The organism is uncultured Anaerococcus sp. (genome assembly GCF_963510575.1).
In the GTDB taxonomy this organism is placed as follows: Bacteria; Bacillota; Clostridia; order Tissierellales; family Peptoniphilaceae; genus Anaerococcus.
The window spans coordinates 1-13,773 of record NZ_CAUPFR010000003.1 but is presented as its reverse complement, the minus strand read 5'-3'; the positions used below and the strand labels follow the sequence as shown (position 1 = coordinate 13,773).

General features: G+C 37.8%; 11 protein-coding genes. 4 read left to right on the top strand and 7 right to left on the bottom strand.

What is annotated here, in order from left to right; genetic code table 11:
• Window positions 1-17 precede the first annotated feature (17 nt).
• Genes rsmG through mnmE form a run of 3 tightly spaced genes read right to left on the bottom strand, consistent with a single transcriptional unit; the run spans window position 18 to window position 3,880 of the window.
• Window positions 18-647: a 16S rRNA (guanine(527)-N(7))-methyltransferase RsmG gene (gene rsmG / locus RQ907_RS00550; RefSeq protein WP_311491457.1), complete on the bottom strand. Its 630-nt coding sequence runs from the start codon at window positions 645-647 to the stop codon at window positions 18-20.
• A complete protein-coding gene (gene mnmG, locus RQ907_RS00545; protein ID WP_311491456.1) occupies window positions 640-2,526 on the bottom strand; it encodes a tRNA uridine-5-carboxymethylaminomethyl(34) synthesis enzyme MnmG in 1,887 nt (628 codons plus the stop codon). Before mnmG ends, rsmG begins: the two co-directional genes overlap by 8 nt.
• Window positions 2,516-3,880, bottom strand: a complete 1,365-nt coding sequence (mnmE, locus tag RQ907_RS00540) for a tRNA uridine-5-carboxymethylaminomethyl(34) synthesis GTPase MnmE (protein WP_311491455.1) — start codon at window positions 3,878-3,880, stop codon at window positions 2,516-2,518. Before mnmE ends, mnmG begins: the two co-directional genes overlap by 11 nt.
• 231 nt (window positions 3,881-4,111) lie before the next feature.
• Between mnmE and RQ907_RS00535 the strand changes: the two genes are divergently transcribed.
• On the top strand, window positions 4,112-5,803 hold the full coding sequence (locus RQ907_RS00535) for a Na/Pi cotransporter family protein (RefSeq protein WP_311491454.1): 1,692 nt from the start codon (window positions 4,112-4,114) through the stop codon (window positions 5,801-5,803).
• 87 nt (window positions 5,804-5,890) lie between these two features.
• Here the strand turns inward: RQ907_RS00535 and RQ907_RS00530 are convergent, their stop codons facing one another.
• The 4 genes from RQ907_RS00530 to RQ907_RS00515 all read right to left on the bottom strand — a co-directional run bounded on the left by RQ907_RS00530 (window position 5,891) and on the right by RQ907_RS00515 (window position 9,635).
• Window positions 5,891-6,673, bottom strand: a complete 783-nt coding sequence (locus RQ907_RS00530; protein WP_311491453.1) for an HAD-IIA family hydrolase — start codon at window positions 6,671-6,673, stop codon at window positions 5,891-5,893.
• Window positions 6,674-7,966 (bottom strand): TRAP transporter large permease, encoded by a 1,293-nt coding sequence (locus tag RQ907_RS00525; RefSeq protein ID WP_311491452.1) that lies wholly within the window; start codon window positions 7,964-7,966, stop codon window positions 6,674-6,676.
• Entirely contained in the window at window positions 7,963-8,442 is a 480-nt protein-coding gene (locus RQ907_RS00520; protein WP_311491451.1) for a TRAP transporter small permease, read from the bottom strand. The genes RQ907_RS00525 and RQ907_RS00520 overlap by 4 nt, the downstream gene beginning before the upstream one ends.
• A 119-nt stretch (window positions 8,443-8,561) precedes the next feature.
• Complete coding sequence (locus RQ907_RS00515) at window positions 8,562-9,635, bottom strand: C4-dicarboxylate TRAP transporter substrate-binding protein (protein WP_311491450.1); 1,074 nt, start codon at window positions 9,633-9,635, stop codon at window positions 8,562-8,564.
• Between the two features lie 322 nt (window positions 9,636-9,957).
• Between RQ907_RS00515 and RQ907_RS00510 the strand changes: the two genes are divergently transcribed.
• The 3 genes from RQ907_RS00510 to RQ907_RS00500 form a co-directional block, all read left to right on the top strand.
• On the top strand, window positions 9,958-10,611 hold the full coding sequence (locus RQ907_RS00510; protein ID WP_311491449.1) for an MgtC/SapB family protein: 654 nt from the start codon (window positions 9,958-9,960) through the stop codon (window positions 10,609-10,611).
• 279 nt (window positions 10,612-10,890) lie between these two features.
• On the top strand, window positions 10,891-12,978 hold the full coding sequence (locus RQ907_RS00505) for an N-6 DNA methylase (RefSeq protein ID WP_311491448.1): 2,088 nt from the start codon (window positions 10,891-10,893) through the stop codon (window positions 12,976-12,978).
• Between the two features lie 9 nt (window positions 12,979-12,987).
• The coding region (locus RQ907_RS00500) for a DUF4145 domain-containing protein (protein WP_311491447.1) at window positions 12,988-13,773 on the top strand (786 nt) is incomplete at its 3' end.

Sequence of the window (13,773 nt, the reverse complement as noted above, 5' to 3'; positions counted from 1 at the left end):
TTGTTTCACGTGAAACATTATAGGGGGTTTCTCTTTGGAAGGTTTTGTCCCCTTGGATAAGTCTTTTTGCAAGACCTAACTTTTTTTACAACCACATTGCATCTCTCATTGCCGTCAAGGTCAAATTTCTTTCTCTCAATTACTTCCCCGCCCAAAATCTCGAGGGCATTTTCCGCATTTTCTATTTCTTCATCTGCCTTAGGGCCCTTAAGGGCGATAAAAAGTCCACCGACTTTTACAAATGGCAGGCAAAGCTCGGAAAGAGTCGCCATGTTTGCCACTGCTCGTGAAACAACCACGTCAAATCCTTCCCTATGATCTTTGGCAAAATCTTCAGCTCTAGTGTGAATGGCGCGAGCATTTGCCAAGCCAAGTTTTTCTATAACCTCATTCATGAAATTAACTTTTTTATTAACTGAATCTATCAAAGTCAAATCAAAATCTTTTTCAATCCTAAGTGGGATACCAGGAAAACCTGCACCAGCACCCAGGTCCAAAACCTTATCGCCTTCTTTTATATAATCCAAAACTGTAAGGGAATCCTTAAAGTGTTTTAATTCAATTTCTGGCGGGGCTGTTATTGTTGTTAAGTTTGTGTGAGAATTGACCTCTAATAAATAGTCCCTATAAACTTTGTACTTATCCATAAAGTTCTCCAGTCTTAAGCCTAATCAAAAGCACGTTCACATCTGCAGGACTTACCCCAGAAATCCTAGAGGCTTGGCCTATTGAATCTGGCTTGATTTCGTTAAGCTTTTCTGCTGATTCTTTTTTAAGGCCAGGAATTTTACAATAATCTATATCGTGGCTTAATTTTTTGCTCTCTAGCTTTTTGAATTTCTCTATATCCTTAAGTTGCTTTTTGATATAGCCTTCGTATTTGATTTCAGTTTGGACGCTCAACCTTATATAAGAAGGTAGGTCTTCTCTTTCTGGGTCAAATACTGCTGAATTTTCGTAGGTGATTTCTGGTCTTTTTATTAATTCGTAAAGGGTTAGGCCATTGTTTAATGGAGTTGATCCTAGCACTTCTAGGGCCTTGTTGGTTTCTTCCTTTGGTGTAAGCATGATATTCTTAAGTCTTTCGATTTCGCCAGTAATTTTCGCACGCTTATCTAACATTTTTTGGTAACGCTCATCTGAAACCAAGCCTATATAGTGGCCCTTCTTAGAAAGCCTCTCGTCAGCATTATCCTGGCGCATAGTTAGTCTGTATTCACACCTAGATGTCATCATCCTGTATGGTTCGTTGGTGCCTTCTGTAACAAGGTCATCAATCAAAACCCCTATATAGGCATCAGACCTATCTAGGATAAATTCTTCCTCGCCCTTGATTTTTAGGGCTGCATTTATACCTGCTATAAGACCTTGGCCAGCAGCTTCTTCATAACCTGAAGACCCGTTGATTTGGCCTGCAAAATATAAACCAGAATAGGCCTTTGATTCCAAAGTCCTCTTTAATTCCCTAGTATCAATCATGTCATACTCAATGGCATAGGCAGGTCTAATAATTTTTACATCTTCAAGTCCGATTATGGTTTTGTAAAATTCCATCTGGACTTCTTGAGGAAGGGAAGATGACACGCCTTGGACGTACATTTCCTTTGTAGATAAACCTTCTGGCTCGATAAAAACTTGATGGATATCCCTGTCAGGAAATCTCACCATCTTATCTTCGATAGATGGACAATATCTTGGACCAATTCCCTTGATTTTGCCCCCATAAATCGGAGACCTATCTAAATTGTCCATGATAATTTGTTTGGTTTCTTCTGTTGTGTAGGTTAGGAAGCAATCCTCTTGGTGCCTGTCAGAATAATCCTTGCCTTCATTTAAAAATGAAAATGGAATAACTTCTTTATCACCTTCTTGAACTGTTGTTTTTTCATAATTTATAGAATCCCTGTGAACTCTGGCAGGTGTGCCTGTCTTAAACCTACGGATAGAAAAACCCATTTCTTTTAGACTGTCTGTTAGGTATGTAGCTGCTGAAAGGCCGTGAGGTCCACTAACTTTTTCGTAATCGCCGATTAAGATTTTTCCATTTAGGTAGGTGCCAGTACAAATTATGATTGCCTTTGTTTCGAAGATTGCTCCTTGGACTGTTTCACATGAAACAATTTTTCCGTCCTGGTAATTTATTTTGTCTACTTCTTGTTCAAAAAGATCTAAATTGTCTTCAAGAACTTTTTTCATCTCATCGTGGTATTTTCTCTTGTCAGCCTGGACTCTTAGGGAATGGACAGCTGGGCCTTTGGATGTGTTTAACATCCTTGATTGGATAAAGGTTTTGTCGATATTTATCGCCATTTCCCCACCAAGAGCATCTATTTCCCTAACTATGTGACCCTTGCCTGTACCTCCGATGTTGGGATTACAAGGCATGTCTGCGATTGACTCCATAGATGTAGTTAAAACTAAGGTCCTCATTCCTAACCTTGCAGCTGCAAGACCTGCTTCGCAACCAGCATGGCCTGCACCAACAACAACTACATCGTAGCTTCCTGCTTGATATTTATTTTCCAACGCAAAACTCCTTAAATACTTTATCCATAATTTCTCCAGAAACACTCTCACCTATAATTAGGCCCAAATCTTCGTAGGCAGATGACAAATCAACCTCGCAGGCATCTATAGGAATACCAGCCTCCATGTCTTTTAAAGATTGGTTTATCTTTTCCCTTGCAGATTTCAAAAGCCTTTCGTGTCTGGTATTAGTTATTAAAACTGATTCTCTCTTTATTTCCTTGGTATCAAAAATTTCCCTGATGGTATCTTCAAGTTTTTTTATTCCCACCTGGTCAACCATGGAAGTTTTGATAATAGGAAGGCTGACGTCAAAAATTCCCTCGTCAAATTTCCCATCAAGGTCTGTCTTGTTTAAAATTATAATGGCATTTTTCCCCTTGATTAAATCGAGGATTTTTTTATCTTCCTCGTCAAATTCCCTAGACATATCGAAAATCGCTAGGATGAGGTCAGATTCTTCTATAAGTTCGATTGACTTATCAACCCCGATTTTTTCAACAAGGTCATCCGTATCTCTGATTCCCGCAGTGTCATTAATTTTTAGGGTAAAATCACCTAAGGAAATATATTCTGTTATAAGATCCCTAGTTGTGCCCGGTATATCAGTAACAATGGCCCTATTCTCATCCAAAAGTACATTCAAAAGTGAAGACTTGCCCACGTTTGGTTTGCCAACTATACTTGTATTTATCCCGTCCTTCACGAGCTTGCCCTTGTTTGATGTGCTTGCCAAATCGTCAATTTTTCCCTTGGCGGTTTTGATAAAGGCTGTAATATCAGAAACAGGGAGGTCTTCCCCATCTTCAGTGAAGTTTATAGAATATTCCAGACGGGCAAGTCCCTCTTTTAAATCATCCCTAATTTCTCTTATTTTCTTAGTAAGAGATCCTTGGAGTTGGCTGATACCTTGACTGGCAGATAATTTATTGGTCGAATTGATTATATCAAGGACTGCTTCTGCTTGGGAAAGGTCTATCCTTCCGTTGAGGAAGGCCCTTTTGGTAAATTCACCTGGCTCTGCAAGGTCAGCGCCCTTGTCTAAAAGTAGGTTTAAAATTTCCCTAACAGCCACAAAAGACCCGTGGCAATTAATCTCACATACGTCTTCCCTAGTATAGGTAGCAGGTGCCTTCATAAAGGCAACCATAACCTCATCTATAATTTCTCCGTCACTATCAATTATGTGGCCGTAGCGAAGGTACCTATTATCCTTATCTGGGTCAATAGGCCTTTTATTAATCGGTCTAAATATTTCATTTATAATAGCGAGGGTAGCATCACCCGTCATTCTCACTATCGAAATCCCACCAGTGCCTGCTGGAGTTGAGATAGCCGCTATTGTCTTTGCCATAAATCCTCCTTATGCTTTTAGTGATTATCCACTACTTTCACTAGTGGTCTGTAACATAAAGATTATAGTGGAAATTAGCGATTTGTCAATAAAAAAGCTTGACTTTTAGCCACTTAGAATTATTTATAATTTTTATAAAAACAAATAAAATTTGTAAATTTTTTCAAATTTCATTTTATTTATTTAATAAATGTGATATATTAGAAGTAATGAAGATTTATTGGAGGAATTATGAATTTATCATCACTATCTTCCCTACAATGGAACCTCATAGCTGGAGGTCTCGCTATATTCTTGTTTGGTATCAGCCTAATGGGCGATGCCCTAACAAATTTTGCCGGACCAAAGATGCGAGGTTTAGTTGAAAAATACACATCAAACCCTATTAAAGGGGTCCTTGTAGGAATAGTAATTACAGGACTAATCCAGTCCTCATCAGCAACCACAGTTATAGCCATTTCCTTCGTAAGGGCAGGCATCATGAGCCTAGAACAAGCCATCGGCGTCACCCTAGGAGCCAACATCGGTACAACCGTTACATCAATTCTTATCGGTTTTAACCTAGGATATTTTTCCTATTTTATCGCCCTAGTCGGTGTTTTAGTATTTATGTTCTCTGCTAAAAGGAAAAACAAATACATAGGTGAAATTTTTATAGGTTTCGGCCTATTATTTATCGGTCTTGAAATGATGGGAGCATCCCTAGAAGAGCTCAAAAACATACCAGGTTTTGAAGAAGTAGTAGCAAATGTTGGCCAAAAACCAATCTTAGGCGTCCTAATCGGTACAGCCCTCACAGCCCTACTCCAATCATCATCTGCTTTTATAGGTATTACCCAATCCCTATTCGCAACAGGAGCCATTAAGCTAAACGTGGCCCTAGCTCTCATGTTTGGTGCCAATATAGGAACTTGTATCACAGCCATCCTTGCAAGTCTTGGCGGAAGCTTGTCAGCCAAAAGGACATCCCTCTTCCACATCCTATTTAACGTATCAATATCGCTGGTCTTCCTAATAATATTAGGTCCTTACCAAAAATTGGTAGAATTAATTGCAGGAGCAATCGGAGCCAACAAGCTCATGACCATAGCAGTAGGACACTTTACCTTTAACTTTGTAGGAATGATCCTCTTCCTACCATTTATAAGACTAGTCGCCAGAATCTTAAGAAAGATAATCCCAGGCAAGGATTCAATCCTAACAGACCTTGGAAATATAGACCTAGACGAGAAGTTAATAACAACTTTCCCAGCTGCAGCCCTATCACAAACAAAAACTGCAATTATCCAAGAATCGGTAGTAGCCCTTGAAAACATCAAGGCAACCAAATCCTACCTAAACACCAAGGATAAAAAATATTATGACACAGCCAAGGAAGCAGAATCAATGGTAAACGACATGGACACCAAAATCCAATCCTACCTCCTAACCCTCGCCCAAAGCCAATCCCCACCAGATATAGAAAGAGATATGCAAACCTACTTGCAGGTACAAATCAACGTAGAAAGAATCTCCGACCTATCAGAAAACTTGGCAGACTACTACCATGAAATATACGAATCAGGCACAGGTTACGGAGAAGAAGCCCTAGCTGACCTAAACGACATCTGTGACCTAGTCATAAACAACATAGCAATGGCAGTAGAAGTCTTCGAAGAAGAAGACCTAGCAAAATATAACAAGCTAGGCGAAGACGAAGCAGCCCTCGACCTAATGGAAGTAAAATTAAGAAAGAGCCACTACCGCAGACTTAAAAAAGGCCTAGACATGACAACCATGGCATCCTACGTCTACAACGACATCCTATCCACCATGGAAAGAATCGGTGACCACGCCTACAACATAGCAAGGATCACAGTAGACCCAGTAAAAACCCACACCGGTTACCATATCGAAGGCGAAGAAAATATGGAACTCTTTTAAGACAAAAGATGTTGGAGACCCAGCATCTTTTTTTGTTTAAAAAAACAAGAAAAAACCAGACTTGAAAATCCCAAGTCTGGTGAAGATTTATTTTATTTCAGGAATTATTTCTTTAACAGAATCAAAAATATAATCAGCTTCCACATCACTTTTTTCATAGTCAGCTAGGCTTGTTTCGCCTGATAAGACCAAAATCGACTTAATCCCAGCCTTATGGCCCATAGCTATATCTGTATAAAGTCTATCGCCAACCATAATCAAATCTTTTTTATCAACATGGTACTTTCCTGTTAGAGATTCAATCATTTTCTCTTCTGGCTTACCGATTACAATTGGCCTTCTACCAATGCAAGCATAAAGCAATTCGATAATGGAACCAGCATCCGGCATAATTCTGCCAGCATCAAGTGGGCAAACATAATCAGGATGAGTGGCATAATAATCAAATCCATCTTGGAGGTAATCACAAGCTATCCAAAGTTTTTCATAAGTAAGCTCTGTATCAAAACTTACCAAAACCCCATCTATATCCTGGTTTCTTTCGCTAATTATTTCAAAACCCGCATCTAGAAACTGGTTTTTTAAGGAAGTATTTCCCACAAGAAACAATCTCTTTTTTCCGATTTTTTTGAAATATGAAATAGTTGCATCTGCAGAAGAAAATACATCCTCCTTGCTAGCTGTAATCCCAAGCTTGTCTAGTTTTTTAACATATTCAGCCTTATCTTTCGATGCATTATTAGTTAAGAAAATATATTTTTTCCCAGAGGATTTTATTTTTTCCAAAAAATCCTTAGCCCCATCTATAAGCTTATTTCCTAAATATATTGTCCCATCCATATCAAGCAAGAACACGGACTGATTTATCATCTATATTCCTCCAAATAGCAATGGTACAAAGAGGGCTATTTTTTCTGAGAAAGTTACCATCAAAAGTACTATTAAAAGACATACAATAAATGGCCAAACTTCTTTGATGAATTTCTCCATCTGTAAATCGAGTATAGAACATACTGTAAACATCATAGAACCAAATGGAGGAGTAAGACCACCAATCATGATATTTACAATAAAGATCATACCAAAATGTAGGGTATTAATACCAAATTGATTAGCTGCTGGCACTAAAAGTGGAGCGAGTATAACTAAGGCAGCACCACCTTCGATAAACATACAAATTATTAGAAGTAGTACATTAACCAAAAGTAAAAATACTAGTGGTGAGTCTGTGAAATTAACTAGGGCCTGGGTAATTTGTTGAGGGATTAACTCAAGGGTTAAATAATAACCAAAAACCTTAGCACTAGCAATAATCAAAAGAACTGAACCTGTTGATTTTACAGTATCCATAAGGACAATGCCTAGGTGTTTTACTTCTAATTTTTTGTAGATTAAAAATCCTACAAAGAGTGAGAATACAACAGCTATAGCACCTGCTTCTGTAGGAGTAAAGGCACCTGTTCTCATACCCATGATAATACCAAAAGGTATAACTAGGGCCCATGATGATTTAAGAATCTGTTTTAAAACTTCTATAACAGTAGCTCTCTTATCTAAATTTGGAGCAAACTTTCTCTTAACAGCTATAATCTGAACTGTAATCATCATAGCAACAGTCATTAGGATACCTGGTCCGTAAGCTGCTAAAAACATTGATCCAACAGGTATGCCTGCTATGATTGAAAATAGGATAAGGTTAGTTCCTGGAGGGATAACTGGACTAACTGCAGAAGAAGCAGCTGTAACAGCGCCAGAAAATTCAAGAGAAAAACCCTTCTTAGTCATCTCAGGAACAAGCATCTTAGATTGCATAGCAGCATCAGCATTAGCTGAACCAGAAATACCACCCATAAGAGCTGATAAAAGCACGTTTACTTGGGCAAGACCACCCTTGGTATGACCAACCAAAATATTAGCCAAATCCATCAAGGCCTCACTAATACCCGAATAATTCATAACAGCTCCAACCATTATAAAAAATGGAACTGCTAAATAGGGAAAAGACTCTATGGAAGTTACAAATTGTTGGATAACCATTTCCATAGGCATGGTATTATTTATAAAAATAAAGTAAAAAAGACTAGCTCCCATAAGAGAAAAAGCAATTGGTACTTCAAGGAAAAATAATACAAATAATATAATAATTGGTAAGAATCTTATCATAATTCCTCCTCCACTTCATGACTGCTCAATTTTTTTATAGATCCATAAATTCTAATAATAGAATATATACAAACTAAAAAGAAAGATATAACTATACTAGAATAAATCAACTGGTAAGGTGCTTCCAAAGCAGAAGTAATCTTAGTCATATTAGCTGTGTAATTATAAGAAAAATACAACATAACAGCCGAAATTACAAAAACTAAAGCATCAGTAATAATTTTTATAACAGACCTAACCTTACCATGAAATAAATTAACAATCGCTGAAATACCAATAAGTTCATCTGACCTATAAGCATAGGCGAAACCTAAAAATATAACCCAGACGAAGCAGGAAACTGCTATTTCTTCTGCCCAATAATATGTAAATTTGAGAAAATACCTAGTAAAAACATTAATTACTACAAAAATGAAAGTTACACTAAGAAAAACAGATCCTAGGTATAACTCAAACTTATCCAAAAATTTCTTCATAATAACTCCTATAGTAAAAAAAATATGAGGCCTGGCTAATTGTTCCCAATAAATGCTTGTATTTAGCCTTAATGGTATTGAGACAATATTGCCACCAAGCCTCATGATTTATTAACTTTTTATTTTACATTTTTTAATTCTTCAAGGATTCTTTCGTAAATTCCTGGTGTCCACTTATCAAACTTAGTATAAACTGATTTAGTAGCTTCTTGGAATTTAGGAATGTCAGCTTCGTGGAAAGTAACTCCTTTTTCTTTAAGCTTTTCAGTATATTCTTTTTCAAGTTTATTTGTTTCTTCAAGGTTTTCTTTAGCACCCTTATCAAATTCTTCTTGGATAATGGTTCTTTGTTCATCTGTAAGATCATTCCAAACTTTTGTACTAATAGAAACTGCAGAAACACCAAGTAAGTGTTTGGTCAAAGAATATTCCTTAACATTTTCATATTGGCCTGTACCATAATAACTTAGGATAGAACCTTCAACACCATCGATAACACCTTGTTGAAGAGCAGCATAAGTATCAGGATATGGCATAGAAACTGGGTTAGCGCCCATAGCCTCTAGAGTGTAAGTATAAAGTTGGCTGGTAGGGACACGGATATTTAAACCCTTCATATCTTCAGGAGTCTTGATAGCTTTCTTGCATTCCATGTTTCTGAAACCAAATACCCAATCCATGCTCAAAACTTTTATACCAAGTTCTTCTGCTTTTTTATTCAATTCTTGACCGATATCAGACTTAACAATGTGGAAGTATTCGTCAAAAGTCTTATAAAGGAATGGTCCTGTAATAGCGTTATAATCTGGAACATAGTCACCTAAGAAGTTAACACCATCAACTAAAATCCAGTCAGAACCAGAAACAACTTGTTCCATACCATCCTTACCAATTGGTAGGATACCACCGGTAAATAATTGGAGTTCAAGGCTACCCTTGCTTCTTTCATTGATATTCTTGCAAACTTTAACAAGAGATTTTGCAGTTTGTTCATCATCAACAAACTTTGTAGAAACTTTAATAACCCTCTTGCCTTCTTTACCTTCTTTAGATTCTTCGGTATCTTTAGCTGTTTCAACTACTTCTTTTTCGTTCTTTTTTTCAGCATCATTATCAGCCTTCTTAGCTCCTCCACAAGCGCTAAACACTAGAGCCATAGCCATAATGAAACCTATGGTACGTTTTTTAAACATATACCCTCCCTATTAAAATTTATTTGATAGATTATTTGAAATCGTTTTATTGTGATATAAAAAAAGGTGCGCAAAAAATACTAGTTAATTTGTACACCCACTCTCTACACCTATAAAACCTTAGTAAAATAACCTACCAAGTATGTATGGTTATATGTTAACATAGTAAAAACCATTTGTCAACATTTTTTTGAAAACATTATCACGATATTTGACATATTAAATGAAATATAATATAATTGTCTAAACAAATATTTTATGAGACACGAGTACAGAAAATATCGGCATTATTTCCGTGCTCTTTTTTATTTTAGGAGGAATTATGAATTTATTAGATAGCTTCAACCTAAATCTCTTATTAAGGATAGCCCTATCAGTATTGGCTGGATTCATAATAGGATCAGAAAGAGAAACCAAAAACAAATCAGCCGGAGTAAGAACCCACACCATTGTCTGCCTTGGTGCTTGTATAGCGATGATAATATCAAAATACGGTTTTTACGATGTAAAAAACTACGACGCAGCAAGGGTGGCGGCCCAAATAGTATCGGGTGTAGGTTTTCTCGGAGCAGGAGTCATCTTTGTAAAAAATTACGGCGTAACAGGATTAACAACAGCAGCAGGAATGTGGACAACATCAATAGTAGGTATGGCATTTGGAGCAGGTATGTATTTTGTAGGAATAGTAGCAGCAGCCTTTATAGTAATATTTCAAACCTTTATGTTCAGCGGAGAAATATTCAAAAGACACGACCAATACACAACAATCATAGAATCAAGAAGCTCAAACATAATAGGTAGAATCGATACCTATATCGAAGAAAACCACCTAATCAAAAAAGCCTATAACCTAAGATTCAAAGACCAAAAATACATACTAAACTTCCTAATCTATCCAAAAGACGCAGAAGAACTAAACGAATTTATAGAATTCCTAGAAAACGACCTCCATGTTGAGAAGTTTGATATATTTTAAATAATTTTCTCCTGAAAATTTTACGGGGCTGTTGCAGAATGAATAAATCGTCCCAAATCACCAGAGGAACCTTGTGGAAAATTTTGCCTCCACGAGCCGGTAGGCTATGCCAAAAATTTCCCACAAGAACCCTCTAGTGATGCGACGATAGTTATTCATAGTTTTGCAACAGTCCCGTTTTTTTGTCACAAATCACTTGGGAAATTGAATGAAAACCTTAACCAAAACCAGTATAATAATTAATTAACAAAGAAAAGTATCAGACAAAAAGGAGAAACCATGCTCACTGGAGAATTAAGAAATAGGGTAGATTCAATTTGGACAACCCTCTGGACAGAAGGCTCTACCCAGCCCCTTGTAAATATAGAACAAATTACCTACCTATTATTCATGAAAGGCCTTGATGAAGCAGAACTAAGTAAGGAAGAAGACTCCAACCTCCTAGGCTTAGACCATAAATCAATCTTCCCAGAAGATAAGCCTCAATACCGTTGGCACGTCTTCAAAAATATAGGAGATGCCACCTATATGTTTGACCTCATGCAAAAGGAAATATTTCCCTTCATCAAAAACCTCAAGGCAGATGACGAAGACGCCGCCTTTTCCAAATACATGAAAGACGCCACCTTCAACATCAACAAGGCCCAGACCCTCCAAAAGGTAGTCACAGCCATAGATGACCTGCCAACAGAAGACAACGACATCAAGGGAGACATCTACGAATACCTCCTATCAAAACTAGCCACATCTGGTACCAACGGCCAATTCCGCACCCCAAGGCACATCATAAAAATGATGGTCGCCCTCACAAAGCCAGAAGCAGGCGACATCATCGCAGATCCCGCCTGCGGCACATCTGGATTTTTGGTAGCTGCCAGCGAATATTTGAGAGAAAATGATCCTGACTTGTTTTTCGATCCCAAGAAATCAAATCATTTCCACAATGAAATGTTCCACGGCTACGACATGGACACAACCATGCTCAGGATATCTGCCATGAACATGATGGTCCACTCTGTAGACAATCCAGACATAGCCTACAGAGACTCCCTATCTGATGACAATACTGACAGGGACAAATATACCCTCATCCTAGCCAACCCACCCTTCAAAGGGTCCCTTGACTACGAATCAGTATCAGCAGACATCATCGCAAGCCTAAAGACAAAAAAGACCGAGCTCCTCTTTATAGACCTCTTTATCAAAATGCTCAAACCAGGAGGCAGGGCAGCAGTCATAGTCCCTGACGGAGTCCTCTTTGGAGCGAGCAAGGCCCACAAGACACTCAGGGAAAATTTAATCGAAAACCACGAGCTCATCGGAGTCATCTCCATGCCATCCGGAGTCTTCAAACCCTACACAGGAGTATCCACAGGAATATTAATCTTTAATAAAACCGGAATCGGTGGAACAGACAAGGTCTGGTTCTACGATATGGAAAACGACGGCTACAGCCTAAATGACAACAGAAACCCAATCGAAGAAAATGACATACCAGACATCATAGAATGTTTTGCTAATCTTGATGCCCAAATAGACAAGCCAAGGACAGGCAAATCCTTTATTGTAGACAAGGAAGAAATCGCCCAAAACGACTACGACCTCTCCATCAACAAGTATAAGGAAATAGAATACGAAAAAATATCCTACGACAAACCAGAGGATATAATTGCGAGGATTGTGGATTTGGAAAAATCGTTATCTAAAAACATTCAGAAACTTAAATCTTTATCTAATGATATCTTTTATTATAATAATGATACCGAAAATATTAATTTAGTTAAGCTAAAAGACTATGTAGAAATAAACCCTCCTAAATCTGAAGTTAAGGAATTAAATCCTAATACAGTTGTATCCTTTGTCCCAATGGAAGATGTTTCAGAAAATGGAGAACTAAGTCTTTCTAAAACAAAAACTATAGATGAAGCTTACAAGGGATTTACCTATTTCAAAGATGATGATGTGGTTGTAGCTAAAATAACACCTTGCTTTGAAAACGGAAAGGGAGCCCTCATGAAAGGCTTAGTAAACGGAATAGGTTTTGGAACTACTGAATTTCACGTACTGAGAAGTAAAAACAAAAATATAATTAATCCAGTATGGTTAAATTATTTGACTAGGACAAAATATTTCCGAGAATTAGGTGAAATGAGGATGTCTGGAAGTGCTGGTCAAAAAAGAATTGGTAGGGATTTCCTAGAAAATTTCAAATTCTCAATTCCTAAAATAGAATTGCAAAATAAATTCGAATCAATTGTTAATAATATTGATGATCAAAAGAAAACTTTAATCTCCCTTATAGACGAGCTTGATGACTTATCTAATTCCCTAATGCAGGATGCCTTTGATGGATCTATGTCTAAATAAGGAGGACTTATGGCAGGCAATTTTGATTTTTTATTGAAAAACGAATATTACGAAGACTTTGCCCCAGCCTGTGTGGAGGCGGAAAGGTCTATGATGATTTCCACCCTATCAGCCGTTGCCGCTAGCCGTAGGGCTATGGAACTTATTATCAAGTGGATTTACAAGGTGGATAAGTCTATTAGGCTGCCTCTCTACGGTGATAGCCTTATGGATATGATGGCAAATCCAGATTTTGTGGACAATCTCGATAATCCAGAGCTTTTGGATTTCCTCCACCTGATTAGAAAGCTGGGCAACAAGGCCGTCCACGGTGGTGGTTTGATTTCCAAGGCCAAGGCCATTACTATTTTGAGGGCGCTTTTTGACTTTGTAGACTTTATAGAGTGTGCCTATGGGGAGAGTGGTTACCAAAAGAGGTTTTTCGATGAAAACTTGGTCCCTACTTCCGATGACCTTAGGGATTTTATGACCAGGAAGGAAGCCGAGAAGCTCGAATATAAGGAAGAAAATCCTAAGTCTCTTGATGAGGAGAGGGAGGAAACCTCAGACGTCATTCAAAATGAAATTCAGAAAAATAAGGAAAAGGCTAAGGCAGATCCTGATAGGACCTACAGGGTTGACCCTTACACTGAAGCGCAAACCAGGAAGGAATTTATTGACCTAGACCTAGAGCTTGCCGGTTGGAATATGGGAGCAAATGCCTTGGCAGAAGTGCCTGTCAAGGGAATGCCTAGCGAGTCTGGTGAAGGTTTTGCTGACTATGTTCTTTATGGCAAGGATGGCTTACCTTTGGCT

Coding starts and splice junctions, on each gene's coding strand:
- RQ907_RS00535 (WP_311491454.1), top strand. CDS start 4,112: ATGAATTTATCATCACTATCTTCCCTACAATGGAACCTCATAGCTGGA.
- RQ907_RS00510 (WP_311491449.1), top strand. CDS start 9,958: ATGAATTTATTAGATAGCTTCAACCTAAATCTCTTATTAAGGATAGCC.
- RQ907_RS00505 (WP_311491448.1), top strand. CDS start 10,891: ATGCTCACTGGAGAATTAAGAAATAGGGTAGATTCAATTTGGACAACC.
- rsmG (WP_311491457.1), bottom strand. CDS start 647: ATGGATAAGTACAAAGTTTATAGGGACTATTTATTAGAGGTCAATTCT.
- RQ907_RS00515 (WP_311491450.1), bottom strand. CDS start 9,635: ATGTTTAAAAAACGTACCATAGGTTTCATTATGGCTATGGCTCTAGTG.
- RQ907_RS00520 (WP_311491451.1), bottom strand. CDS start 8,442: ATGAAGAAATTTTTGGATAAGTTTGAGTTATACCTAGGATCTGTTTTT.
- RQ907_RS00530 (WP_311491453.1), bottom strand. CDS start 6,673: ATGATAAATCAGTCCGTGTTCTTGCTTGATATGGATGGGACAATATAT.
- mnmE (WP_311491455.1), bottom strand. CDS start 3,880: ATGGCAAAGACAATAGCGGCTATCTCAACTCCAGCAGGCACTGGTGGG.
- RQ907_RS00525 (WP_311491452.1), bottom strand. CDS start 7,966: ATGATAAGATTCTTACCAATTATTATATTATTTGTATTATTTTTCCTT.